The 24,196-nt window shown below is 69.7% G+C and carries 21 protein-coding genes and 5 tRNA genes; 11 read left to right on the top strand and 15 right to left on the bottom strand.

The annotated features are described in order from the left end of the window. Positions 1-61: 61 nt before the first annotated feature. The 4 genes from AB0I10_RS22845 to leuC form a co-directional block, all read right to left on the bottom strand. Complete coding sequence (locus AB0I10_RS22845) at positions 62-712, bottom strand: HU family DNA-binding protein (RefSeq protein ID WP_363154402.1); 651 nt, start codon at positions 710-712, stop codon at positions 62-64. 125 nt (positions 713-837) lie between these two features. Continuing rightward, the gene (locus AB0I10_RS22840; protein ID WP_363154401.1) at positions 838-1,083 is read right to left on the bottom strand and encodes a hypothetical protein; all 246 of its coding nucleotides are present in this window, start codon (positions 1,081-1,083) and stop codon (positions 838-840) included. Between the two features lie 136 nt (positions 1,084-1,219). Beyond that, on the bottom strand, positions 1,220-1,828 hold the full coding sequence (gene leuD, locus AB0I10_RS22835; RefSeq protein WP_363154400.1) for a 3-isopropylmalate dehydratase small subunit: 609 nt from the start codon (positions 1,826-1,828) through the stop codon (positions 1,220-1,222). Between the two features lie 5 nt (positions 1,829-1,833). Then, positions 1,834-3,276 carry a 3-isopropylmalate dehydratase large subunit gene (gene leuC / locus AB0I10_RS22830; RefSeq protein WP_363154399.1) on the bottom strand — a complete coding sequence of 481 codons (1,443 nt, stop codon included), beginning with the start codon at positions 3,274-3,276 and terminating at the stop codon, positions 1,834-1,836. Positions 3,277-3,449: 173 nt separating this feature from the next. Here leuC and ndgR point away from each other — a divergent pair, with 173 nt between their 5' ends. After that, on the top strand, positions 3,450-4,166 hold the full coding sequence (ndgR, locus tag AB0I10_RS22825; protein WP_088800245.1) for an IclR family transcriptional regulator NdgR: 717 nt from the start codon (positions 3,450-3,452) through the stop codon (positions 4,164-4,166). An 85-nt stretch (positions 4,167-4,251) separates the two neighbouring features. On the opposite strand, the gene AB0I10_RS22820 is transcribed toward ndgR, so the two are convergent. After that, entirely contained in the window at positions 4,252-4,734 is a 483-nt protein-coding gene (locus tag AB0I10_RS22820) for a DUF4188 domain-containing protein (RefSeq protein WP_363154398.1), read from the bottom strand. Positions 4,735-4,821: 87 nt separating this feature from the next. Here AB0I10_RS22820 and AB0I10_RS22815 point away from each other — a divergent pair, with 87 nt between their 5' ends. Beyond that, positions 4,822-5,469: a MerR family transcriptional regulator gene (locus AB0I10_RS22815; RefSeq protein ID WP_363154397.1), complete on the top strand. Its 648-nt coding sequence runs from the start codon at positions 4,822-4,824 to the stop codon at positions 5,467-5,469. Positions 5,470-5,514: 45 nt separating this feature from the next. Here the strand turns inward: AB0I10_RS22815 and AB0I10_RS22810 are convergent. From AB0I10_RS22810 to AB0I10_RS22770, 9 genes are all read right to left on the bottom strand, one after another. Further along, positions 5,515-5,587, bottom strand: a tRNA-Glu gene (locus AB0I10_RS22810). A 40-nt stretch (positions 5,588-5,627) separates the two neighbouring features. Beyond that, positions 5,628-5,699, bottom strand: a tRNA-Gln gene (locus tag AB0I10_RS22805). 16 nt (positions 5,700-5,715) lie between these two features. Continuing rightward, positions 5,716-5,788 (bottom strand) — tRNA-Glu (locus AB0I10_RS22800). A 62-nt stretch (positions 5,789-5,850) separates the two neighbouring features. Beyond that, a tRNA-Glu gene (locus tag AB0I10_RS22795) sits at positions 5,851-5,923 on the bottom strand. A gap of 39 nt (positions 5,924-5,962) precedes the next feature. After that, positions 5,963-6,034: transfer RNA gene (locus tag AB0I10_RS22790), tRNA-Gln, on the bottom strand. Between the two features lie 204 nt (positions 6,035-6,238). Beyond that, the gene (locus AB0I10_RS22785) at positions 6,239-6,865 is read right to left on the bottom strand and encodes a Uma2 family endonuclease (protein ID WP_363154396.1); all 627 of its coding nucleotides are present in this window, start codon (positions 6,863-6,865) and stop codon (positions 6,239-6,241) included. Between the two features lie 91 nt (positions 6,866-6,956). Continuing rightward, on the bottom strand, positions 6,957-8,444 hold the full coding sequence (gltX, locus tag AB0I10_RS22780) for a glutamate--tRNA ligase (protein WP_363154395.1): 1,488 nt from the start codon (positions 8,442-8,444) through the stop codon (positions 6,957-6,959). Further along, entirely contained in the window at positions 8,437-9,210 is a 774-nt protein-coding gene (locus AB0I10_RS22775; RefSeq protein ID WP_363154394.1) for a fumarylacetoacetate hydrolase family protein, read from the bottom strand. The genes gltX and AB0I10_RS22775 overlap by 8 nt, the downstream gene beginning before the upstream one ends. A gap of 146 nt (positions 9,211-9,356) precedes the next feature. Beyond that, complete coding sequence (locus AB0I10_RS22770; RefSeq protein WP_363154393.1) at positions 9,357-9,563, bottom strand: hypothetical protein; 207 nt, start codon at positions 9,561-9,563, stop codon at positions 9,357-9,359. A gap of 622 nt (positions 9,564-10,185) precedes the next feature. Here AB0I10_RS22770 and AB0I10_RS22765 point away from each other — a divergent pair. From AB0I10_RS22765 to AB0I10_RS22730, 8 genes are all read left to right on the top strand, one after another. Then, positions 10,186-13,851 carry a nitrate- and nitrite sensing domain-containing protein gene (locus tag AB0I10_RS22765; RefSeq protein WP_363154392.1) on the top strand — a complete coding sequence of 1,222 codons (3,666 nt, stop codon included), beginning with the start codon at positions 10,186-10,188 and terminating at the stop codon, positions 13,849-13,851. A 9-nt stretch (positions 13,852-13,860) separates the two neighbouring features. After that, entirely contained in the window at positions 13,861-14,274 is a 414-nt protein-coding gene (locus tag AB0I10_RS22760; RefSeq protein ID WP_363154428.1) for a roadblock/LC7 domain-containing protein, read from the top strand. A gap of 110 nt (positions 14,275-14,384) precedes the next feature. After that, complete coding sequence (locus tag AB0I10_RS22755; RefSeq protein ID WP_363154391.1) at positions 14,385-14,795, top strand: DUF742 domain-containing protein; 411 nt, start codon at positions 14,385-14,387, stop codon at positions 14,793-14,795. Next, positions 14,776-15,378 carry an ATP/GTP-binding protein gene (locus tag AB0I10_RS22750; RefSeq protein WP_363154390.1) on the top strand — a complete coding sequence of 201 codons (603 nt, stop codon included), beginning with the start codon at positions 14,776-14,778 and terminating at the stop codon, positions 15,376-15,378. Before AB0I10_RS22755 ends, AB0I10_RS22750 begins: the two co-directional genes overlap by 20 nt. A 411-nt stretch (positions 15,379-15,789) precedes the next feature. After that, entirely contained in the window at positions 15,790-18,888 is a 3,099-nt protein-coding gene (locus tag AB0I10_RS22745; RefSeq protein ID WP_363154389.1) for a nitrate- and nitrite sensing domain-containing protein, read from the top strand. Between the two features lie 10 nt (positions 18,889-18,898). Continuing rightward, the gene (locus AB0I10_RS22740; protein WP_136742879.1) at positions 18,899-19,312 is read left to right on the top strand and encodes a roadblock/LC7 domain-containing protein; all 414 of its coding nucleotides are present in this window, start codon (positions 18,899-18,901) and stop codon (positions 19,310-19,312) included. Positions 19,313-19,396: 84 nt separating this feature from the next. Continuing rightward, positions 19,397-20,026 (top strand): DUF742 domain-containing protein, encoded by a 630-nt coding sequence (locus AB0I10_RS22735; RefSeq protein WP_363154388.1) that lies wholly within the window; start codon positions 19,397-19,399, stop codon positions 20,024-20,026. After that, positions 20,007-20,585 (top strand): ATP/GTP-binding protein, encoded by a 579-nt coding sequence (locus AB0I10_RS22730; RefSeq protein WP_159469791.1) that lies wholly within the window; start codon positions 20,007-20,009, stop codon positions 20,583-20,585. Before AB0I10_RS22735 ends, AB0I10_RS22730 begins: the two co-directional genes overlap by 20 nt. Positions 20,586-20,688: 103 nt before the next feature. Here AB0I10_RS22730 and AB0I10_RS22725 read toward each other — a convergent pair whose 3' ends face one another. Then, entirely contained in the window at positions 20,689-22,545 is a 1,857-nt protein-coding gene (locus AB0I10_RS22725; RefSeq protein ID WP_363154387.1) for a dihydroxyacetone kinase family protein, read from the bottom strand. A gap of 326 nt (positions 22,546-22,871) precedes the next feature. Here AB0I10_RS22725 and AB0I10_RS22720 point away from each other — a divergent pair, with 326 nt between their 5' ends. Then, positions 22,872-24,164 carry an MFS transporter gene (locus AB0I10_RS22720; protein ID WP_363154386.1) on the top strand — a complete coding sequence of 431 codons (1,293 nt, stop codon included), beginning with the start codon at positions 22,872-22,874 and terminating at the stop codon, positions 24,162-24,164. Positions 24,165-24,196 lie beyond the last annotated feature (32 nt).

Below are 24,196 nucleotides of genomic sequence, written 5' to 3'. Positions count from 1 at the left end.
CACCGCGGGCCGGGCTCCCCGAAGGGAGACCGGCCCGACGCCTGGCGTCGCCGCTGCTGAATTACCGCTTGCGGGCGGTGGTCTTCTTGGCGGTCGTCTTGCGGGCGGTGGTCTTCTTCGCGGGGGCCTTCTTCGCCGTCGCCTTCTTCGCGGGGGCCTTCTTGGCGGTGGCCTTCTTCGCGGTGGTCTTCTTTGCCGGGGCCGCCTTCTTCGCGGTGGCCTTCTTCGCGGTGGTGGCCTTCTTCGCCGTGGTCTTCTTGGCGGTGACCTTCTTGGCGGTGACCTTCTTCGCCGCGGCCTTCTTCGCCGTCACCTTCTTCGCGGCGGCCTTCTTCGCGGTGGCCTTCTTCGCGGCCGCCTTCTTGATGGCGGCACCGCCCGTAAGGCTGCCCTTGGGAGCCTTCTTGACGGCGACCTCGCCGCCCTTGGGGAGCTTCTTCGAGCCGCTGACCAGGTCCTTGAAGCCCTGACCCGCACGGAAACGCGGCACCGAGGTCTTCTTGACCCGCACCCGTTCACCCGTCTGCGGGTTGCGGGCGTAGCGGGCCGGGCGGTCGACCTTCTCGAACGAGCCGAATCCGGTGACCGAAACGCGGTCGCCGGTGACAACTGCACGGACGATTGCGTCCAGTACCGCGTCAACGGCTTCCGCTGCGTTCTGACGGCCGCCGAGCTTGTCGGCAATGGCTTCTACGAGCTGCGCCTTGTTCACGTCTTCCCCTTCGGAGACATTGCTGGAACGAAAGTTTCCAAGCTTTTTCGCACGTTAGGCAGATATATACCGCAAATCAAACACGAAACGGGCTAATCACCCTTGTGCCGCAACGGACTCGACCTTCACGGACTTCCGTCGGTGTGCACATCTTCGGGATAACGACCTGCGTCGAGGTCTTCCATGAACCACTCCAGACGCCTTGCCGCGTCCGCAAGATCGTGTTTAGCCGCGGCCGTGATGACGAGCAGCTTCCGGGTCAGCGCCATCCGTACGCCCTCCGGGACTTGCAGTGTCCGCACTCTTGCGTGTGCGTCCTTGAGTCGGTCGGCGACGAAACCGTAGAGCTCCAGTTGGTCGTCGCGTTCCATGCGCTAATTGTGCCATCTGCGGGGAGTTGTCGCTTCACGGGGCCTCAACAGCCGCCCCGACAAGCAGATGCGCCCCCTGCCAACTGCACAGGGGGCGCATCGTACGCAATATGGCTTTGAGCCATAAAACCCGAGGTCAGACCTCTACCGTACGCGGTTTGAACGACGGCCTGTTCGCCTCGTACTCCGCGATGGAGGACTCCTCCCGAAGGGTGAGGCTGATGTCGTCCAGACCCTCCAGCAGCCGCCAACGGGCGTTCTCGTCCAGCTCGAAGTCGGCAGTCAGCTTGGGCTGTCCGGGGGCCTCGGCGCGGACCTGCCTGTCGACCAGGTCCACCGTCACCTCCGTGGTCGGGTCGGCTTCCAGGAGCGCCTGCAACCGGTCCACGGTCTCCTGCGGCAGGACCACCGTCAGCAGCCCGTTCTTGAGGGAGTTACCGCGGAAGATGTCCGCGAACCGCGAGGAGATGACAGCCTTGAAGCCGTAGTTCTGCAGCGCCCATACGGCGTGCTCGCGCGAGGAGCCGGTGCCGAAGTCGGGGCCGGCGACCAGCACCGTGGCGCCCTTGTACTGCGGCTGGTTGAGGACGAAGCCGGGGTCCTTGCGCCAGGCCTCGAACAGCCCGTCCTCGAAGCCGTCGCGGGTGACCTTCTTCAGCCAGTGCGCCGGGATGATCTGGTCGGTGTCGACGTTGCTGCGGCGCAGCGGGACGGCCCGGCCGGTGTGGGTGGTGAAAGCTTCCATGGTTCTCAGACTCCCGCGGGCGTGGTGACGTCAGGCTGGCCGGCCGTTGAGGCCAGGTCGGCCGGTGAGGCCAGATGGCCGAGAACCGCCGTTGCGGCGGCGACCTGCGGCGAGACCAGGTGGGTACGGCCACCCTTGCCCTGCCGGCCCTCGAAGTTGCGGTTGGAGGTGGACGCGGAGCGCTCACCGGGCGCCAGCTGATCGGGGTTCATGCCCAGGCACATCGAGCAGCCCGCGTGCCGCCATTCGGCCCCGGCCGCGGTGAAGACCTTGTCCAGACCCTCCGCGACGGCCTCCAGGGAGACCCGCACCGAGCCGGGAACGACCAGCATCCGCACGCCCTCGGCGACCGAACGGCCCTCCAGGATGGCGGCCGCGGAGCGCAGGTCCTCGATACGGCCGTTGGTGCACGAACCTACGAAGACGGTGTCCACGTTGATGTCGCGCAGCGGCTGTCCCGCAGTCAACCCCATGTATTCCAGGGCCTTTTCAGCGGCGAGGCGCTCCGAGGCGTCCTCGTACGAAGCCGGGTCGGGGACGTTCGCCGAAAGCGGCGCACCCTGGCCGGGGTTGGTGCCCCAGGTAACGAACGGCGCCAGCGAGGAGGCGTCGATGACGACCTCGGCGTCGAAGACCGCATCGTCGTCGGTGCGCAGCGTCTGCCAGTACTCGACCGCGGCGTCCCAGTCCGCGCCCCGGGGAGCGTGGTCGCGCCCCTGGAGGTAGTCGAAGGTGGTCCGGTCGGGGGCGATCATGCCGGCCCGCGCGCCCGCCTCGATCGACATGTTGCAGATGGTCATCCGGGCTTCCATCGACAGTTTCTCGATGGCGGAGCCGCGGTATTCCAGGACGTAGCCCTGGCCGCCGCCGGTGCCGATCTTGGCGATGATCGCCAGGATGAGGTCCTTGGCGGTCACGCCGTCGGGCAGTTCGCCGTCGACGGTGATGGCCATGGTCTTGAAGGGCGCCAGCGGCAGCGTCTGGGTGGCCAGGACGTGCTCGACCTGGCTGGTGCCGATGCCGAACGCCAGCGCGCCGAAGGCGCCGTGGGTGGAGGTGTGGCTGTCACCGCAGACGACGGTGGTGCCGGGCTGGGTCAGTCCCAACTGCGGTCCCACAACGTGGACAACGCCCTGCTCGACGTCGCCCAGCGGGTGCAGCCGGACGCCGAACTCCGCGCAGTTCTTGCGCAGCGTCTCCAGCTGGGTGCGCGAGACCGGGTCGGCGATCGGCTTGTCGATGTCGAGGGTGGGGGTGTTGTGGTCCTCGGTGGCGATGGTCAGATCCGTCCGGCGGACCGTGCGGCCGGCCTTGCGCAGGCCGTCGAACGCCTGCGGGCTGGTCACCTCGTGCAGCAGGTGCAGATCGATGAAGAGCAGGTCGGGCTCGCCTTCCGCGCGCCGGACGACATGGTCGTCCCAGACCTTCTCCGCGAGTGTCCGTCCCATCGCTTTCCCTCCGGCCGGCCGCTGTGCCGGCCTAACTCGACAGTGTGCGAGGTGCCCGCGATCCCCGTGCCGGGCCCAACGCCGGGCCCTGGTCGAGGGCCACATCTACAGAGTGACGACTTCCCTGGAAAATTGAACTTGCGTTTCACACTGTGAGACATGAGTATCGTTGCATGGACAACTCTAGCGGCGTCGGCGTTCTCGACAAGGCAGCTCTGGTTTTGAGCGCCCTGGAGTCCGGTCCGGCCACCCTCGCCGGGCTGGTCGCGGCGACAGGGCTCGCACGGCCCACGGCACACAGGCTCGCCGTGGCTCTGGAACACCACCGGATGGTGGCGAGGGACATGCAGGGCCGGTTCATCCTCGGCCCGCGACTGTCCGAGCTGGCCGCGGCGGCCGGCGAGGACCGCCTCCTGGCCACAGCCGGACCGGTGCTCACCCACCTGCGCGACGTGACGGGCGAAAGCGCCCAGCTCTATCGGCGGCAGGGCGATATGCGGATCTGCGTGGCGGCGGCGGAACGGCTGTCCGGACTGCGGGACACCGTCCCGGTCGGCTCCACGCTGCCCATGAAGGCGGGCTCGGCCGCCCAGATCCTGATGGCCTGGGAAGAGCCGGAGCGGCTGCACCGCGGCCTCCAGGGCGCGCGCTTCACGGCCACCGCCCTGTCCGGCGTACGGCGCCGCGGCTGGGCCCAGTCGATCGGCGAGCGGGAGCCGGGCGTGGCGTCCGTCTCCGCGCCCGTACGGGGCCCCTCCAACCGCGTGGTGGCCTCCGTGTCGGTCTCCGGCCCGATCGAGCGGCTGACCCGCCACCCGGGCCGTATGCACGCCCAGGCGGTCATCGACGCGGCCGCCCGCCTCTCCGAGGGCCTGCGACGCAACGGCTGAGTACCCCGCGGCGGCGCGGGCCGGCGCAGGAGCCGTTGTCGGTTGCGGTGGTGCCGTGCAAGACCGCAACCGACGACCCCGGGGACTACGCCGCCAGCCGGTCGGCCGCCCGCTCCCCGCGCCGCCCGACCGGCACCACACCGACGGCCTCGCCGAGGCCGTGCGCCGGCATGTTGGCGTAGACGTTCTCGTACGAACCCGCCGGGACGACATAGGTCTCGTGCCAGAAGCCGACCTTGTCCCGGCCCGCCCGCACCCGGCGGTTGTACGCCGCCCAGGCCGGCCGGTGCTCGCCGTTCCGGTCGGAGGCGTAGGCCAGCAGCTTCTCCTTCGACTCCCAGTACTGGATGACGCCGACGTGCCGGGGGAATCCCATGACGAACCGGGTGCCGAGCATGCCGACGCCCCGGTCACGGGACAACTCCCTGATCATCCGCGGCATCGCGGTGAACACGGGCACCCAACTCCGCACCGCCCACCAGCTGTTGATCCGCATCCCGATGAGGAAGACGACCACGTCCCCCTCGGCGTCCGCCGTCATCCGCCCTGGAATCGGCTTTCCGCTCATGACAGGCCCCCTAGCCATATTGGATAGCCCAGCTATCCACTTACCCGTGATTGGATAGTGACACTCTCCAAGGAAAGGTGCAAGCGGATGCGGCTGGCGGAGTTGAGTGAGCGCAGCGGGGTGTCCACCGCCACGATCAAGTACTACCTGCGCGAGGGCCTGCTGCCGCCCGGCCACCGGATCAGCGCCACCCAGTCGGCCTACGACGACGACCATCTGCGGCGCCTGCGGCTCGTCCGCGCCCTGATCCAGGTCGGCCGGATGCCCGTGACCACCGCCCGGGAGGTGCTGGCGGCCGTCGAGGACGAGTCACGCGACCAGCACATGCGGCTCGGCGCGGCCGTGGAGGCCCTCCCGTACGGCCCGGAGCCCGACGCGGCGGACCCGGCGACCACCGCCGCCCGGCACACCGCCACAGAGCTCCTGGAGCGCCTCGACTGGCACTTCAGCGGCACCGTGGCGGACGCCTCCCCCGCCTTCCGGATGCTCGTCTCCGCCATCGCGGCCCTGAAGCGCCTCGACTACGCCTGCGACACCGCGCATCTGCTGCCCTACGCGCGCCAGGCGGCCCAACTCGCCGTCTTCGACCTGGATCTGGTCGAGGAGTTCGAGACGCCGACGGAGCGGGTGGAGGCCGCGGTGGCCTTCACGGTGCTGTACGAGCCGGTACTGCTGAGCCTGCGCCGGCTGGCCGAGGCGGAGGAGTCCAACCGGCGCTTCGGACAGGGCCGTTGAATGCGAGAAGGCCCCCCGCGTGACGCGGAGGGCCTTCTCGTTACGTACCCCCGACCGGATTCGAACCGGCGCTACCGCCTTGAGAGGGCGGCGTGCTAGGCCGCTACACAACGGGGGCCTGTTTTGTTGCAGTTGAGCCGTGCTGCAAGGACACTGCGCTGGGCTACCAGGACTCGAACCTAGACTAACGGAACCAGAAACCGTCGTGCTGCCAATTACACCATAGCCCATGGTGGTATAGACCAGTACCCCCGACCGGATTCGAACCGGCGCTACCGCCTTGAGAGGGCGGCGTGCTAGGCCGCTACACAACGGGGGCCCTAGCGATCCTGCATGAGAAACAGCGGGTGCGACCCGGACTGTCTCCCTGGGAAGGATCTGTACCCCCGACCGGATTCGAACCGGCGCTACTGCCTTGAGAGGGCAGCGTGCTAGGCCGCTACACAACGGGGGCTTGCGGATGAGATCCGCGGTTGCAGATAAGCTCTGCGAGCTGGCCTACCAGGACTCGAACCTAGACTAACGGAACCAGAAACCGTCGTGCTGCCAATTACACCATAGGCCATCAAAGCACAACCCCCTGCGGGGGTTTTGTTTGATGTGCGCTTCCCTGCCGGACCTTTCGGCCCTCTCGGGCGGCGCAGGAAGAACATTACCTGATCGTGGACGGGGCTCCAAAACCGATAACGCCGCGCAACAGCCCCGGCAGCTCGGCCAGACCGCGATCCGCCGCACACCGGGCGGCGGATCGTCCCCTCACCTCATCCCCTCAGTTCACCCAGTCCTTGAGGGGCTCGGTGTCGAGCTCGATGCCGACCGGGTCGGGAAGGGTCACCGTCTTGCCGAACGGCACGATCACGGCCTTGTCGTAGCGCTCACCGTCCGGCTCCGAGTAGACCGTGACCTCGCAGCTGTCGCGGTCGATCAGCAGATAGACCGGAATACCGGTCTCCGCGTAGGCACGGGGCTTCTCCCTGCGGTCCCGGCGGTCGGTGTCGCGGTCGAACGAGGTGACCTCTACAGCCATGAGGACGGGTTCGGACCCGCTCCACTCACCGTGCCCGGCAAAGGAGCCAGGCTTGGCGAGCGAAGCGTCAGGGATCGCCCGGCCCTCGCGGTACGCCCGGATCTTGAGGCCCCGCTCGCCGTAGAGGTGAAGGTCGGGTCGGTGCTGCATGCACATGCGCTGAAGCCAAGCAATGATCTCGACGTGGTCGCCATCCGGCACTGCCTTGACTCCAAGCCTTCCGTTGATGAATTCCAGGCGCAGCCCCTCGGCGGTGCGGGCGGCGAAACGAGCCAGCTCTTCGAATTGGCTCAGCAGCAGCATGTGCGGCCGGTCGGCGAGCGCGGTCACGGTCAGCCCTCCTCTTGCCTCAGCCTCTATTACGGTCATTGTCCCCACCCTTCAGGTTGTCGTCTGCTCCTGGCTACACGAAGGGCCCGGAAGCCGTAGCGGCTTCCGGGCCCGAGGCACTCGTACGAGATCAGCCCGCCAGTTTGGCCAGGGCCGCGTCGATGCGCTGGATGGTGCGGTCCTTGCCGAGGACCTCCAGGGACTCGAAGAGCGGGAGGCCCACGGTGCGGCCGGTGACCGCCACGCGGACCGGGGCCTGGGCCTTGCCGAGCTTGAGGCCGTGCTCCTCGCCGGCGGCCAGGACGGCCTCCTTGAGGGACTCGGGGCTGGTCCAGTCGGCGTCGGCGAGCTTGGCGCGGGCCGTCGTCAGCAGGGCCGCCGGGTCGCCCTTCATCGCCTTCGTCCAGGACGCCTCGTCCTCGACGGGCTCCTTGAGGAAGAGGAAGTCGACGTTCTGCGTGATGTCGGAGAGGACGGTCACGCGGGTCTGGGCGTGCGGGGCGATGGCCTGCCAGGCGGCCTCGTCGAAGTCCTCCGGGGCCCAGTTGGCGTGCGGGGCCTTCAGCCACGGCTCGCAGGCCGCGATGAAGGACTTCACGTCCAGCTGCCTGATGTGGTCGGCGTTGATCGCCTCGGCCTTCTTCAGGTCGAAGCGGGCCGGGTTGGCGTTGACGTCCGCGATGTCGAACTTCTCGATCAGTTCGGCGACGGAGAAGATGTCCTGGTCCGCCGAGAACGACCAGCCGAGCAGGGCGAGGTAGTTGAGCAGGCCCTCGGGGAGGAAGCCGCGGTCGCGGTAGAGGTTGAGGGAAGCCTGCGGGTCACGCTTGGAGAGCTTCTTGTTGCCCTCGCCCATGACGTAGGGCAGGTGACCGAACTCGGGGATGGCGGACGCGATGCCGAGCTCGATGAGGGCCTTGTAGAGGGCGATCTGGCGGGGGGTGGAGGAGAGCAGGTCCTCGCCGCGCAGGACGTGGGTGATCTCCATCAGGGCGTCGTCAACCGGGTTGACGAGGGTGTAGAGCGGCGCGCCGTTGGCGCGGACGATGCCGAAGTCCGGGACGTTCTCCGGGGTGAAGGTCAGCTCGCCGCGCACCAGGTCGGTGAAGGTGATCGGTTCGTCGGGCATCCGGAAGCGGACGATCGAGGTGCGGCCCTCGGCGTCGTACGCGGACTTCTGCTCGGCGGTCACCGTGCGGCACTTGCCGTCGTAGCCGGAGGGCTTGCCGGCCTTGCGGGCGGCGTCGCGGCGGACGTCCAGCTCTTCGGTGGTGCAGTAGCAGTGGTACGCGTGGCCGGCGGCGAGCAGCTTGTCAGCGACGTCCTTGTAGAGGTCCATCCGCTGCGACTGGCGGTACGGGGCGTGCGGGCCGCCGACCTCGGGTCCTTCGTCCCAGTCGAAGCCCAGCCAGCGCATGCAGTCCAGCAGCTGGTTGTAGGAGTCCTCGGAGTCGCGGGCCGCGTCGGTGTCCTCGATGCGGAAGACCAGGGTGCCCTGATGGTGCCGGGCGAACGCCCAGTTGAACAGGGCGGTACGGACCAGGCCCACGTGGGGGTTGCCGGTCGGGGAGGGACAGAAACGTACGCGGACGGGGGTGCCGGGGGTCGCGTTAGCCACGCTTGATCACCTTGTTGGTGAGAGTGCCGATGCCTTCGATGGTGACGGCGACCTCGTCGCCGACGTTGAGGGGGCCGACCCCGGCCGGGGTGCCCGTGAGGATGACGTCGCCGGGGAGCAGGGTCATCGCCTCGGTGATGTGAACGATCAGGTCCTCGATCGGGCGGACCATGTCGCTGGTGCGGCCGAGCTGGCGCTGTTCACCGTTGACCGTGCACTGGATCGCGAGCCCCGCGGCAATGTCCGCGGGGTCGAGTCCGGTCTCGACCCAGGGGCCGAGCGGACAGGAGCTGTCGAAGCCCTTGGCCCGCGCCCACTGCCCCTCGCGCTTCTGGACGTCGCGCGCGGTGACGTCGTTGGCGCAGGTGTAGCCGAGGATGACGTCCTTGACGCGCTCGCGGGGCACCTCACGGCACATCCGGCCGATGACGACGGCGAGCTCCGCTTCGTGGTGCACCTCCTGGGAGAAGGAGGGGTACGCGATGGGGTCGCCGGGGCCGACCACGGAGGTGGAGGGCTTGAAGAAGGTGACCGGCGCGTCAGGGACGGTGTTGCCCAGCTCGGCGGCGTGTTCGGCGTAGTTGCGACCGATCGCCACGACCTTGTTGGGCAGCACCGGCGGCAGCAGGCGGATCTTGTCGAGGGGGACCTTCTGGCCCGAGCGCTCGAATTCCGCGAAGGGATGCCCCTTGATGACGTCGAGTTCGTCGCCTTCGACGACGCCGAAGCCGACGTTGCCGTCGATGGAGAATCTGGCGATGCGCACGGGTTGCCGCTGCCCCTCATTGATCACTGGCCGGAGTTGACACTCCAGGCTATCGCGGGGAAGCGGGCGCTCCGCTGCGGTATGACGCCGGTGCCTTGCGCGGGTGCCGTGTGCCGCCGGTGCGGCGTGCCGCCGGGGCGACCCGGTCAGACGGCGGCGTCTTCCTTGGGGGCGTCTTCCTTGGGGGCGTCCATCAGGATGGTGCGGCGGGGGTTGGCCGTCTGGGTGGGCAGTTCGACGGTGTGCTCCGGTGCCTCGGGGACCGCGGTGCCGAGCTCGTCGGCGTCCTTGAGGTGCGCCAGGGTCGTGCGCCGCGGGTTGGCTATGTTGCGGAACATCATCGTGGTCTTCACTGCTTCACGCCTCGCGAGGGGATGAGGAATAGGGAATCCGGCATGCCGACCAGGGCGTCGGGCATGCCGAAAGGGCTGCCCTTGTCATTCGGGGCAACCCTGTAAAGCGTCAGGCTATGCGCGCTATTCCCTGCGAAGTGGTGGTCAAGTCAACGATCTTCCTGTGAGTTTCCTCACGAAGGGTGTGACAAATGCCGCATTTCCCGTGATCAACATCCATGGGCGAATCGGACATTGCCGTATTGAAGCGCACGTTCCGCTCCTGATCACCGCACCTGGGACAGCGCATCCAGGCGATCGACTCGTGGGTAAAAGTCCGAAATTGGTAGCCCAATCCTCTACGTGCCGTAACGCGTTCCATACAATGCGTCATCCATGTCACAGCCACTGGCTCCGCTCTTGTTGGAGATCCGGCACTGTGCTGGAATTCCACGGACCGCCGCACGTTTCAGCCGGCGCGCAGGGCGCAAAGTGGCGCCGCGCGGTGGTGCCGCTCTCTCGGCCAGAGGGGGCAGTCCGCCGGTCACTCACGACCGCCATGGGGGATTCAGCGGTCCCCTACGACTCGACACCGTCCCGCCGTTAGCGCGGAGGGACGCCTGGTCCAGAGGTTGCGACGCTAGTGCAGGGACGTTTCAAGAGGGATGGCAGCGCTGCGGCGGACCCGGAGCTGCGCGGCGGAACCGACCGCGCCTCCACGCCCCAGCGCGCCCAGAGCAACGGTCAGACGGGCGGCACCAGTGTGTCGTCCGATCGCAGCGGCCAGGCGCCCGGCGCCGACTCCGCGGACACCGGCAAGCCCAAGGCCGCGAAGGGCCCGACCGGGCCCGGCTCGCGAATAGCGCTGCGCAACTGGCGCATCAGCACCCGCCTGATCTCCCTGCTCGCGCTTCCCGTTGTCGCCGCGACCACGCTGGGCGCGTTCCGTATCCAGGACTCGATGGAGAACATCGACCAGCTGGACAAGATGCAGCTGCTCACGGAGATGACGCGGCGGGCGACCGAGCTCGCCGACGCGCTCCAGGTGGAGCGGGACAAGTCGGCGGGACCGATCGCCGGCACGGGCAACACCAAGGACGATGCGAACGTTGTCGCGCCCCGTGAGTCGACCGACAACGCCAAGAAGACGTTCAAACTGGCCACCGACGACATCCGGGGCCAGGACTCCACGATGGCCGGTGTCCGGTCGACCGTCCTGGAGATCACCCGCCAGCTCAACGGCCTCAACGAGATCCGCAACAACGCGTACACGGACGACAGCAACGCCGCGCGGACCGTCACCAGCTACAACCAGCTGATCGAGTCGCTGCTGGACCTCTCCCAGGACATGGCGCAGGCGACCAGCAACCCGGAGATGATCCGCAGTACCCGTGCGCTGGCGGCGTTCTCGTCGGCCAAGGAGTACGCGTCGATCCAGCGCGCCCTGGTCAGTGCCGGACTCGCCCACCAGGGCGGCCCGCAGTTGTCCTCCAACGACCGGCAGGCCGGACGTAACGCGGAGGACAACGAGAAGGCGGCCCGGGACCGCTTCCGGCAGATCTACGCCAACAACCCCAACGCGCTCACCCTCGGTCTCGACGGCAACAACGAAGAGATCAAGTCCGCTGTCGCCTTCGCGCACCGCTCGTTCGCCAGCGGCGCCGGCATCCGCAGTCAGGAGTACAAGTACCTCGACTGGTACGACTCCGACACCGTCAAGATCGCTGAGATGTCGCGCATCGAGACGACGCTGCTCTCCGAGATGGAGCAGAAGTCCCGCGAGCTGCGCAACGAGGCCACCCAGGAAGCCATCCTCAACGGTGCGGTGATCCTGCTCGTCCTCGGCGTCTCGCTGGTCGGCGCGTTCGTCGTGGCCCGCTCCATGGTCCGCTCGCTGCGCCGCCTCCAGGACACCGCGCAGAAGGTCGCCCAGGACCGGCTGCCCGAGCTGGTCAAGCAGCTGTCCGAGGCCGACCCGCAGGACGTGGACACCTCCGTCGAGTCGGTCGGTGTGCACAGCCGGGACGAGATCGGCAAGGTGGCCGCGGCCTTCGACGACGTGCACCGCGAGGCCGTCCGGCTGGCGTCCGAGCAGGCGCTGCTGCGGGGCAACGTCAACGCGATGTTCACCAACCTGTCGAGGCGTTCGCAGGGTCTCATCCAGCGTCAGCTCTCGCTGATCTCCGAGCTGGAGTCCCGCGAGGCCGACCCGGACCAGCTGTCCTCGCTGTTCAAGCTCGACCACCTCGCCACGCGTATGCGCCGTAACGGTGAGAACCTCCTCGTCCTCGCGGGTGAGGAGCCGGGACGCCGGTGGACGCGACCGGTGCCGCTGGTCGACGTCCTGCGTGCGGCCGCCTCCGAGGTGGAGCAGTACGAGCGGATCGAGCTCAACGCCGTACCGCAGACCGAGGTCGCCGGCCGGGTCGTCAACGACCTCGTGCACCTGCTCGCCGAGCTGCTGGAGAACGCCACCTCGTTCTCCTCGCCGCAGACCAAGGTCAAGGTGACCGGTCACGCGCTGCCCGACGGCCGCGTCCTGGTCGAGATCCACGACACCGGTATCGGCCTGTCCCCCGAGGACCTGTCGGCGATCAACGAGCGGCTGGCCAGCCCGCCGACCGTGGACGTCTCGGTGTCCCGGCGGATGGGTCTGTTCGTGGTCGGCCGGCTGTCGCTGCGCCACGGCATCCGTATCCAGCTGCGCCCCTCCGACTCCGGTGGCACCACCGCGCTGGTCATGCTCCCGGTGGACGTCGCGCAGGGCGGCAAGAAGCCCGCGCCGAGCACCGCCAAGAGCGGCGCCGGCGACATCGGCAGCGCCCCGTCCAGCCGGCTCGCGGGCCTGGCCCCGCGCGGTCAGGTCGGCTCGGGTCCGTCGGCCGGCGGGCGCCCCGCGCTGCCCGCGCGCGGCGGTCCCGGCGGCGCGCCCAACGCGTTCGGCGCCTCGGCTCCCGCGGGCCGTACGAACGCTCCTGGCGCGCCCCAGGGCGGCGACCCGCGCCCGGCCGCCGGGCGTCCCGGTGCCGGTCGTCCCGGCCTGCCCGCCCGCGCCGAGAACAGTCAGCAGTCGCCGAGCGTGGCGCCGCCCACCGGCGCGCCCCGGCGCGAGGAGCGTCCGCAGCTGCCGCCGCGGGGTCCCGCGGCCGCGCTGCCGGGCGGTTCCGGCCCCCGTGGCCCCCAGGACGGCCAGGGCGAGCAGCAGCCGGGCACCACGAGCTGGGGCGCGCGCCGCGAGCGCGGCGACTCCGGGGACGACTGGCCGCTGGCGCCCCGCGAGGCGCAGGACCGGCCGCGCGGCCACGAGGAGCCGGAGAACACCGGCAGCTTCGAGCGGCCCTCGGCCGGCGGTCCCGCGGACACCACGGCGTTCGCCCGCCCCGACTTCAACGGCCCGCCGCCCGGCACGAACCAGGGCGGCCGCGGCCCGGCCGACACCGGCCTGTTCACACCGCAGGGCGGCCGCGACACCGGCGAGTTCGCCCGGCCGGCCGGCCAGGGCGCGGGCAGCGGACCCGGTGACACCGGACAGTTCCGCCGACCCGACAGCGACACGGGCCAGTACGAGACCGAGCAGTTCCGCCAGCCGGACAGCGACACGGGCCAGCACGAGACCGGCCAGTTCCGCCAGCCCGACAGCGACACGGGCCAGTACGAGACCGGCCAGTTCCGCCAGCCCGACAGCGACACCGGTCAGTACGAGACGGGTCAGTTCCCGGTGGCGCGGCCGCAGGACAGCGGTGCGCCGTCCGCCGACGCGCTCAGCGGCTCGGACGCGGGTCCCGGAGACGGCCGTACGCCGATCTTCGACACCATCGAGTCGAACTGGTTCAATCACCCGGCGTCCGCGGCTGCCGGTGTGCCGCCGCAGCGCCCCGAAGAGTCCGGTGCGCCCGGTGCCCCGTCGGCACCGCGCCGCGCACCCGGCCGCGACGAGGCCCCGGCGAACGGCGCGCGCAACGGCGCGCCGGCGCAGGACCCGGCGGCGCAGGGCGAGGGCAAGGCCCAGTGGCGTTCCTCGCCGAACGATGAGACGTGGCGGCAGGCGGAGCAGATCCGCCAGCCCGCCGCGGGCGGTATCACCACCTCCGGACTGCCCCGCCGCGTCCCCCGCGCGAATCTCGTGGCGGGCACCGCGCAGCAACAGCAGTCCCCCCAGACCGGTCCGCAGGTCTCGCGTGCGCCCAGTGATGTGCGCGGGCGGCTGACCAATCTCCGTCGGGGTATCCAGCAGGGCCGGCAGGCCGGCGGCACGTCCGCCACCGGCAACCACGGCATTGTTGACCCCACTCACCAGCAGGAGCGTTAGTTGAGTCCGATGAGCCAGGCGGCGCAGAATCTGAACTGGTTGATCACCAACTTCGTGGACAACACCCCCGGGGTGTCCCACACGGTGGTGGTCTCCGCGGACGGGCTGCTCCTCGCCATGTCCGAGGGATTCCCGCGCGACCGTGCCGACCAACTGGCGGCGGTGGCCTCCGGCCTGACCTCGCTGACCTCCGGCGCGTCCCGCATCTTCGAGGGCGGGACCGTCAACCAGACCGTGGTGGAGATGGAGCGCGGCTTCCTCTTCATCATGTCCGTCTCCGACGGATCGTCCCTGGCCGTTCTCGCACACCCCGACTGCGACATCGGCCTCGTCGGTTACGAGATGGCTCTGCTGGTCGACCGCGCGGGCACCGTTCTGACGCCCGATCTCCGCGCCGAACTGCAGGGCAGCCTGCTGCACTGAGGCGCCCGCAGCGCCTCACCGCACCACGCCTGTAGCCAACCATCAGCCCGCCGAACCCCCCACCGGCTCAACCCGACCGACGACAGTCAGTTGTCCCGTCCGGAGGACCCATGACCCCGCCACCTGCCACTTCCGGCCCGTACGGCGCATACAGCCACGCGCCGTACGGGAGCGAAGGTGACCAGCCGCTGGTGCGCCCGTACGCCATGGTCGGAGGCCGGACCCGGCCGCGCTACCAGCTCGCCATCGAGGCGCTGGTCAGCACGACCGCCGACCCCTCCCAGCTGCCCGGGCTGCTGCCCGAGCACCAGCGGATCTGCCACCTGTGCCGCGAGGTGAAGTCGGTGGCGGAGGTCTCGGCGCTGCTGCACATCCCACTGGGTGTGGCACGCATCCTGGTCGCGGACCTGGCAGAGGCCGGAATGGTGGCGATCCACCAGCCCGGCGGCAGCGGCGAGGCCGGCGGCACGCCGGACGTGACCTTGCTGGAGAGGGTGCTCAGTGGACTTCGCAAGATCTGACGACCTCGGCGGTGGAAGCGCCGCCAACACAGCTCGTGCGACGACCTCCGCCAAGATCGTGGTGGCCGGCGGCTTCGGCGTCGGCAAGACCACGTTCGTCGGAGCGGTCTCGGAGATCAACCCGCTGCGCACGGAGGCCGTGATGACCTCCGCTTCGGCGGGGATCGACGATCTGAGCCATGTCACGGACAAGACCACGACGACCGTGGCGATGGACTTCGGCCGGATCACGCTGGACCAGGACCTGATCCTGTACCTCTTCGGTACGCCCGGTCAGGACCGCTTCTGGTTCATGTGGGACGACCTGGTACGCGGCGCGATCGGCGCGGTCGTCCTCGTCGACACCCGCCGGCTCGCCGACTGCTTCCCGGCCGTCGACTACTTCGAGAACAGCGGCCTGCCCTTCGTCATCGCCCTCAACGGTTTCGAGGGGCACCAGCCGTACACGCCCGACGAGGTGCGCGAGGCGCTCCAGATCGGGCCCGGGACGCCGATCATCACCACCGACGCACGGCACCGCAACGAGGCCAAGAGCGCGCTCATCACGCTCGTCGAGCATGCGCTGATGGCGCGTCTTCAGTAGCGGGCGCCGACGGCCCGCTCCGAGGCGGTGCGGGCCGGGCGCCTTTGCCACCGGAAAGACCTTTCCGAAGGCCGATTTGGGCCGCCCTGGGCGGGTTCCCTTCATCGGCGAATTGATCTGTGTCATTCGACACGCCCGAACCGGCGTTCATAACGTTTCGACAGTGAATCGCCCGGCCGCCGACACCCCTCGCGTACGCATGGCTTCGCTGTGCTCACATTTCCCCTGCCTTTTGCCGCGGCTCGTCCTTAACGCCCCTTTTATCTCGGCCTCTGCGGCGCCTCCTCCGGCTTTGTTCAGTGTTTGGAAGGCACTGCCCTGACGTGCTGAAATTCGCTGAACTCCGGAGTAGTAACGCCCAGAAGAAACGGCACAGCGAAACAGTGCCGGCGCCGAGAGGTTGTTGGTCGAGTGAGGCGAAGCAAGTCGAGCCCCGAGCCGCAGGAACCGCGGCGGGGGAACTTCACGCCGCCGTCGCGAGGTACGGCGGCACCGGCTTCCGACGCGTCCGAAAACACGGTCGCGAAGCCTCCGGCGAGCGGCGGAAAGTACGCCCCGCGGAACTGGCGGGTGACCACCCGTCTGAACGCCATTCTGCTGATCCCCGTACTGCTCGCCCTCGTCTTCGGCGGCCTGCGCGTGAACAGCTCGGTCGCCACCTGGCAGGAAGCGCAGGACGCGGAGAACACCGCCAAGCTCGTACGGGCCGCGCTTTCCTACAGCAACGCCCTGATCGACGAGCGTGACCGCACCGCGGCGCCGCTGCTCCAGGGCAAGAAGGACGACCCGGTCGTCGCCGAGGCGCGCAGCGCCACCGACGACGCCGCGGACGCCTTCCACGAGGCCGTCAAGACCATGCCGGACAAGCCTGGCCTCAAGCGCCGTCTCGCGGCGTTCGAGAAGAGCGAGCCCAAGCTCGACCAGCTGCGCCAGGTCGGCTACACCTCCAAGCTGCGCGGTGTGCAGACCGAAGAGGGCTTTGTCGAGATCCAGCACCCGCTGATGGAGTTCGCGAACGAACTGGGTCTGGGCACCGGCAACATCACCTCCTACGGCCGCACCGTCTACGCCGTCGCGCTGGCCCAGGCCGCCGAGTCGCTGCAGCGCTCCATCGGCACCCACCTCCTGGTCGACCCGGCGTCCCCGCAGGGCGGCAAGGAGCACAAGCTCCAGCTGACCGCCTTCGCGTCGTACCGCTACCTGGAGGGCATCGCCATCGGCGAGTACACCTCCGGCGGAACGCCCGAGGACGTCGCGCGGCTGAAGGACGACGCCGCCAAGCTCAAGCAGTCGGCGCAGCAGAAGATCGAGCAGGCGAAGGCCCAGGCGGAGGCCGCCGGACAGCAGTTCCGCACCCCGCCAGCCCTCGACACCATGTCCACCGACATCGCCAAGGGCGCGGCGCCCGAGGTGCTGAGCACCAAGGGCATCACCTCCGAGACCTGGTTCGCGGCCTCGACCGGCAAGTTCGACATGTACCGGGCCATCGAGAAGGACCTGGCGGACAAGGCGGTGAACGAGGCGGCGCAGATCTCCAGCGACGCCAAGCGCTCCACCTTCACCGACTCCGCCATCGCGGTGGCCGCGCTGGTCATCGCCTTCATGGTGGCCGGCATGATGGCCCGCCGGATGAGCCGCAACATGCGCCAGCTGCGCAACGCCGCCTTCGGCATCGCCGAGCAGCGGCTGCCGATGCTGGTCGACCAGCTCTCGCGGACCGACCCGGGCCGGGTCGACACCCGCGTCCAGCCGATCCCGATCTCCACCACCGACGAGATCGGCGAGGTCGCCCGCGCCTTCGACCAGGTGCACCGCGAGGCCGTCCGGCTCGCCGCCGAGCAGGCACTGCTGCGGGGCAACGTCAACGCGATCTTCACCAACCTGTCGCAGCGCAACCAGGGCCTCATCGAGCGCCAGCTGACGCTGATCACCGACCTGGAGAACAACGAGGCGGATCCGGACCAGCTGGAGAACCTCTTCAAGATGGACCACCTCGCCACGCGTATGCGGCGTAACGGCGAGAACCTCCTCATCCTCGCGGGCGAGGAGCCCGGCCGCCGCTGGAACCAGCCGGTGCCGCTGATCGACGTCCTGCGGGCGGCGACCTCCGAGGTCGAGTCGTACGAGCGCATCGAGCTCACCGGCGTCCCGGAGAGCGAGATCCACGGCACCGCCGTGACCGACCTCGTGCACCTGCTGTCCGAGCTGCTGGAGAACGCCACCACGTTCTCCTCCCCGCAGACCAAGGTGCGGGTCGCCGCGACCCGGCTGCCCGACGGCCGGGTCATGATCGAGATCCATGACAAGGGCATCGGGCTGACCCCCGAGGACTTCGCGGACATCAACCACAAGCTGGCCAACCCGCCGAGCGTGGACGCCGCGATCTCCCAGCGCATGGGCCTGTTCGTGGTCGGCCGGCTGGCCGACCGGCACGGGATCCGGGTCCAGCTGCGCCCCTCGGGCGAGCAGGCCGGCACCACGTCGCTCGTCATGCTGCCCGACGCGATCACCCACGGTGGTGGCGGCGAGGACCAGTTCGAGGACGACTTCACGGTCTCCCGGATCGTGCCCGAGCACCGTCAGCCGGCGTACGAGGACCACCACCGCACCGCCGCCGAGCTGGGCTTCGACGACTCCGGCTACGGCCAGGCCGCCGACGCCGAGCTGGACCCGGTGGGCCGCTCGCTGCTCCGTGAGGAGCGCCGTGCGGCGCTGGAGGCCCAGGCGAACGATCAAGGCGGACGTCCGCACCTCCGCGACGAGGCGCCGTCCGACGGCGGCTTCCCGGGGCATCCCGACGCGGCATATGCGGAAGCCGATCAACCGCTGTACGACGACCGGTCCTACGGTGCCCAGGCCTTCGGCGAGCCGGTCTTCTCCGAGACCACCGGCCAGCAGCCATACGTCTCCCCCGAGACCGACCAGCAGGACGATTGGTCCGAACGACCCGCATTCGGCGGCTACTTCGGAACCGAAGCGGAATCTGACCGGAATACAACTGCCGCTCCCGCTGATGCGTCTGAGCGCGTAACATTCGAGCGTCCGGGCTCCTCCTCAGGCGACTCCCACTCGCGGACCGACGCCGGCCTTCCGCGCCGCGGAGGCGGCTCACCGCAGGCTCAGCAGCAGTGGGGGCAGCCGGTGGAGCCGGTGGCGTCCCCGCAGCCGCGGAACGCGCCGGAGACCGGCCAGGACGGCACCGACTGGCGCAGCTCCAACGACGAGCGCTGGGAGCGGGCGGAGCGACTGCGCGAGCCCAAGGCGGGCGGAGTCACTTCCTCCGGCCTCCCCCGGCGTGTGCCCAAGGCCAACCTGGTCGAAGGCGCCGCGGAGCAGACCCCGCAGGGCGGCCCCCAGGTCTCCCGCGCCCCGGAGGACGTCCGCGGCAGGTTGAGCAATCTGCGCCGCGGTGTCCAGCAGGGACGCACCGCCGGCACGGACCGCTCGGAGGTTCCCCAGAATGACCAGCAGGGCTTCGGCCCCGGCAGCACCTACGATCAGGAGCGTTAGTGTGAGCCCGATGAGCCAGGCGGCGCAGAATCTGAACTGGTTGATCACCAACTTCGTGGACAACACCCCCGGGGTGTCCCACACGGTCGTGGTCTCCGCGGACGGGCTGCTCCTCGCCATGTCCGAGGGTTTTCCTCGTGACAGAGCCGATCAGTTGGCGGCGGTGGCCTCCGGCCTGACCTCGCTGACTGCCGGCGCTTCCCGCATCTTCGAGGGCGGGAGCGTCAACCAGACCGTGGTGGAGATGGAGCGCGGCTTCCTCTTCATCATGTCCGTCTCCGACGGATCGTCGCTGGCCGTTCTCGCGCACCCCGAGTGCGACATCGGCCTCGTCGGTTACGAGATGGCCCTGCTGGTCGACCGCGCGGGCACCGTTCTGACGCCCGATCTGCGTGCCGAACTGCAGGGCAGCCTGCTCAACTAGCAGACAGGCAGTGCGTTTCCCGCCATCGCGCCATAAGGTGCGATGGCGCGACCGGCGTCAGACAGGCAAGTTGGAGGAGGAGACGTGGCAACGCCCCCAAGCGGATACCCGTACGGATCCGGACAGGAGTCCGGGCCCCAGGGCGAGACCCATAACAACCGCTTCAACTTCCCGTCTGCGCCGAGCCGCCGGCAGCAGCGGCCCGAGCCGCCGCAGCCGCAGCGTCCCCAGCAGCACCAGCAGCCACAGCCCCGGCCATACGGCTCCCAGCCGTACGAGCCGTCGGTGTACGACCAGCCGCAGGCGCCCCGCATCCAGCCGGTGCAGCCGCAGCGGCGCGCGCCCGAGCCCTCCGCCCCCACCGGAGGCGCGCACAACCCTCTCGTGCGCCCGTACGCCATGACCGGAGGCCGGACCCGGCCGCGCTACCAGCTCGCCATTGAAGCGCTGGTCAGCACGACCGCCGACCCCGCCAGGCTGCAGGGGCAGCTGCCGGAGCACCAGCGCATCTGCCACCTCTGCCGCGAGATCAAGTCAGTTGCCGAGATCTCCGCGCTACTCTCCATCCCCCTCGGCGTCGCCCGGATCCTCGTCGCCGACCTGGCGGAGGCCGGACTCGTCGCCATCCATCAGCCCGGCGGGGACGAGACCGCCGGCGGACAGCCAGATGTGACACTGCTCGAAAGGGTGCTCAGTGGACTTCGCAAGCTCTAGCGGTGCAGCCCGCTCCACCACCTCCGCGAAGATCGTGGTGGCGGGCGGCTTCGGCGTGGGCAAGACCACGTTCGTCGGGGCCGTCTCAGAGATCAATCCGCTGCGTACCGAAGCCGTGATGACCTCCGCCTCGGCGGGGATCGACGACCTCACGCACGCGCCGGACAAGACGACCACGACCGTGGCGATGGACTTCGGCCGGATCACGCTGGACCAGGACCTGATCCTGTACCTCTTCGGTACGCCCGGTCAGGACCGCTTCTGGTTCATGTGGGACGACCTGGTACGAGGTGCCATCGGGGCGGTCGTCCTCGTCGACACCCGCCGGCTCGCCGACTGTTTCCCGGCCGTCGACTACTTCGAGAACAGCGGCCTGCCGTTCGTCATCGCCCTCAACGGCTTCGACGGACACCAGCCGTACACGCCGGACGAGGTGCGTGAGGCGCTGCAGATCGGCCCGGACGCGCCGATCATCGTGACCGACGCACGGCACCGCAGCGAGGCCAAGAGCGCGCTCATCACGCTCGTGGAGCATGCGCTGATGGCGCGGCTGCGGTAGTAGCTCAGCGTCCGGGCGCCCCGTGCCCGCTCGCTGCGCAAGACGACAGGCCCCCGCACTTCTTGGTGCGGGGGCCTTCGTCGTACGCGGCTCGCGGCAGCGCTCAGCCGAGCGTCTCGCCGACCGCGGTGAGGATCAGCGCGAGCGAGACGGCCCCGGCGTCCGGGTGGCCGTAGCCCAGCGCGCCCATACGGGCCGCGCGGCCGCGGGCCGGGGTCAGTTGCGCGGTGTCGGCGGCGGCGCGGGTCGCGGCCTCGGCGGCCGCCTGCCAGGCCTTGGGGAGCCCCTCTCCCGCCCGTGCGCGCAGTTCGCGGCGGAACGGGTCGAGGGCGTCCAGCATCGTCTTCTCCCCGACTTCGGCGCCGCCGAGCTCGCTGACGGCGCGCTGGGCGGCGTCCACGGCGTCCGCGAGCAGGGCCGCGTCGCAGGCCCCGGTCCCGGCCTTCTTCAGTACGGCGCCGGTCTCGGCGAGCAGTGCGCCGTAGAGGGCGCCGGATGCACCGCCCGAGGCGTCGGCGAGGGCGAGTCCCGCGGTGAGCAGGGCGATGCCGGCCGAGCGCGGGTCGCCGGCCGGGCCGGGCTCGGCGGTGCGGGCGGCGGCGACGGCGGCGCGCAGCCCGCGGACGATCCCGATGCCGTGGTCGCCGTCCCCGGCCACCGCGTCGAGCCGGCCCAGCTCGTCCTCGTTGGCCGCGACCAGATCGAGGGCCGCTTGAAGCGCCGCCGCCACGGGCAGATCCCCGCCGGGGGGAATGCCGTCCCGTACGGGACCGGGCGCCTCATCCCGTACGGGAGCGGCCCCGTCGGCCCGTATGCCGGCCTCGGCAGGGTCCGTACGGCTGCCGGCTTCGGCGGCCTCCCTACGTCCCTCGGCCTCGGCGGCATCCCTGCGGTCATCGGCCCCGTCCGCATGCTCACCCGGCAGGCTGCGGAAGGCCGGGGTGTCGCACGGGGCGTCGTACAGCTCGGCCAGTTCGTCGTCGAGGACCATCAGGGACAGCGAGACGCCGGCCATGTCGAAGGACGTCACGAATTCGCCGACCTCGGGCCGGTACGGGCGTAGTCCGGCCGCTCTCAGACGCCGGTTGACCTGCCGGTAGACCACGAACATCTCCTCGTACTTGGTCCGGCCCAGCCCGTTGAGGAGGACCGCGACCCGGCCGTCGCCGCCGGCCGGTGCTTCCGGCAGTTCGCTCAGCAGGTTGTCCACCAGCTCGTCGGCCAGCTCGGCGGCGGTCAGGTCCCGGGTGGTGCGCAGGCCCGGCTCGCCGTGGATGCCCATGCCCAGCTCGGTCGTGCCGGGGCTGACGGTGAACAGCGGGCCGTCCGCGCCGGGGAGGGTGCATCCGGCGAAAGCGGCGCCGAAAGTGCGGGTCATGGCGTTGGCGCGGGCCGCGAGCCGGGCGACTTCCGCCAGGTCGTCGCCGCGCTCGGCGGCCGCACCCGCCACCTTGAAGACGAAGAAGTCACCGGCCACGCCACGGCGGTCGCGGGACGGGTCGATCTCCTGGCCCTCGACCGGCGGCGGCCCGCTGGCGACGTCGTCGGTGACCAGCACCGTACGGGTCTCGATGCCCTCGGCGGCGAGGCGGCGGGCGGCGAGTCCAAAGTGCATGACGTCGCCTGCGTAGTTGCCGTAGCTCAGCAGCACTCCGGCGCCGCCGTCCGCGGCACGCGCGGTGCGGTAGACCTGCTCGGCGCTGGGGCTGGCGAAGACGTCGCCGATCGCGGCGGCGTCGGCTAGTCCGGGGCCGACCAGCCCGGCGAAGGCCGGGTAGTGGCCGGAGCCGCCGCCGATGACGACCGCGACCTTGCCGGGACGCGGTGCGTGGCGGCCGACGACGCCATAGGCACCCGGGACCCGTCGGACGGTGCGCGCGTAGGCGTCGGCCAGTCCTTCCAGCCAGTCCTCACGGAAGGTCTCGGGGTGGTGTCCGAGGCCGGCGGGGGTGGTGGTCATCAGGGCACACTCCTTTGTTTCGTCCCTGTTGGATTTAACACCCAGATCACAGATTCGTCACCCCTCGCTCGGGAAATCGCCGCCGAAGCTGGGAGAATCGGGGCCCAGAAAACGCTGCATCACATCTTGCATGTGAAGTTCTCAGGATTCATGCTGCTCGCATCACCACCGCCGAGCGGCTGGATCCACCGGGTCCCGGGCGCGATCCGCGCCCCACCTCCCCACCGCACCACACCCCTCCCCTACGCACCAGCCCCCTCCGGCGCTCATCACCCCGCAGAAGCCCTCAGCCCCCTCATTCGCACTCGCCCCAACGGAGGCACGACATGGCTCCATCCACCGTCATCGACCGGCTGGGCATCCCCAAAGCCCTGGTCTTCGGCTATCTCGGCGTGCTGTTGTTCATGGTGGGCGACGGCGTGGAGTCCGGGTTCATCGCGCCGTACATGGCCGATCACGGCGCCGGCAACGAGATCAACGCCTCCTACGTGATCACCGCCTACGGCATCACCGTGATGCTCGCCTCCTGGCTCTCCGGCGCCCTCTCCGACCTGTGGGGCCCGCGGCGGGTGATGCAGCTGGGCCTGGCCGTCTGGATCGTCTTCGACATCCTCTTCCTGGCCCTCGCGCTCGGCCCGCAGAACTACCCCCTGATGCTGGTCTTCTACGGTCTGCGCGGCTTCGGCTATCCGCTCTTCGCGTTCGGCTTCCTCGTCTGGATCACCGCCACCGCGCCGAACGCCCGGATGGGAACGGCGGTCGGCTGGTTCTATGTCGCCTTCACCGGCGGACTGCCCACCATCGGCTCGCTCGTCGCGGGCGTGACCAACCCCTGGTTCGGCAGCTTCGGCACGCTGTGGATCGCGCTGGGCATCATCGCCGTCGGCGGCGCGTTCTGCCTGCTCGGCGTACGCGAACGCACCGGCTTCACACGGCTCGCGCCGCCCGGGGTCAAGCCCGTCCAGTCCCTCCTGTCCAGCCTGTCGATCGCCTGGACCCACCCCAAGGTCGCCGTCGGCTGCGTCGTCCGGATCATCAACACCGCGCCGGAGTTCGGCTTCCTGGTGTTCCTCCCCACCTTCTTCGCCAAGGAGTTGGGCTTCGGCGAGGGCCGCTGGCTCACCCTGCTCGCCGTCATCTACGGCACCAACGTCTTCTGCAATCTGCTTTTCGGCTGGATCGGCGACAAGATCGGCTGGCGCAGGACCATCGCCGGCTTCGGCGGCGTCGGCTGCGCGGTGACGACCCTGACGCTGTACTTCGTCCCGAAGGCCGTCGGCAGCCACTACTGGGTCGCGATCGTCGTCGGAATGCTCTACGGCATCACGCTCGCCGGGTTCGTCTCCATCTCCGCCCTGATCCCGGCCCTCGCGCCCGACAACAAGGGCGGCGCGATGGCGCTGCTCAACCTGGGCGCGGGCGGGGCGGCGTTCGTCGGACCCGCGATCGTCAGCATCTTCCTCGGCCCGCTGGGGCCGGACGGCGTGGTCATCATCTTCGCCGGCCTGTATGTCGTCGCGGCGCTGCTGACCCTGTACTTGAAGATGCCGGAGGAGACGGCCGAGGCCGCTCCGCCGGCCGCGCCACCGACCGTCGAACCGGAGGCGGTGCGCACCTGAGCGCGCTTCCGCCGCGTACGACGACAACGCGG

Source organism: Streptomyces sp. NPDC050636 (assembly GCF_040654775.1).
In the GTDB taxonomy this organism is placed as follows: Bacteria; Actinomycetota; Actinomycetes; order Streptomycetales; family Streptomycetaceae; genus Streptomyces.
Note: the sequence above shows the minus strand (reverse complement) of the source record. Positions and strands in the feature narration are given on the sequence as shown.

Excerpts from the sequence above, each read along its gene's own strand:
- AB0I10_RS22840 (WP_363154401.1), bottom strand. The coding sequence starts at position 1,083 with ATGGAACGCGACGACCAACTGGAGCTCTACGGTTTCGTCGCCGACCGA.
- AB0I10_RS22725 (WP_363154387.1), bottom strand. The coding sequence starts at position 22,545 with ATGACCACCACCCCCGCCGGCCTCGGACACCACCCCGAGACCTTCCGT.
- AB0I10_RS22820 (WP_363154398.1), bottom strand. The coding sequence starts at position 4,734 with ATGAGCGGAAAGCCGATTCCAGGGCGGATGACGGCGGACGCCGAGGGG.
- leuD (WP_363154400.1), bottom strand. The coding sequence starts at position 1,828 with ATGGAAGCTTTCACCACCCACACCGGCCGGGCCGTCCCGCTGCGCCGC.
- AB0I10_RS22720 (WP_363154386.1), top strand. The coding sequence starts at position 22,872 with ATGGCTCCATCCACCGTCATCGACCGGCTGGGCATCCCCAAAGCCCTG.
- AB0I10_RS22740 (WP_136742879.1), top strand. The coding sequence starts at position 18,899 with ATGAGCCAGGCGGCGCAGAATCTGAACTGGTTGATCACCAACTTCGTG.
- ndgR (WP_088800245.1), top strand. The coding sequence starts at position 3,450 with ATGGACAACTCTAGCGGCGTCGGCGTTCTCGACAAGGCAGCTCTGGTT.
- AB0I10_RS22760 (WP_363154428.1), top strand. The coding sequence starts at position 13,861 with ATGAGCCAGGCGGCGCAGAATCTGAACTGGTTGATCACCAACTTCGTG.
- AB0I10_RS22815 (WP_363154397.1), top strand. The coding sequence starts at position 4,822 with ATGCGGCTGGCGGAGTTGAGTGAGCGCAGCGGGGTGTCCACCGCCACG.
- AB0I10_RS22755 (WP_363154391.1), top strand. The coding sequence starts at position 14,385 with ATGACCCCGCCACCTGCCACTTCCGGCCCGTACGGCGCATACAGCCAC.
- AB0I10_RS22785 (WP_363154396.1), bottom strand. The coding sequence starts at position 6,865 with ATGACCGTAATAGAGGCTGAGGCAAGAGGAGGGCTGACCGTGACCGCG.
- leuC (WP_363154399.1), bottom strand. The coding sequence starts at position 3,276 with ATGGGACGGACACTCGCGGAGAAGGTCTGGGACGACCATGTCGTCCGG.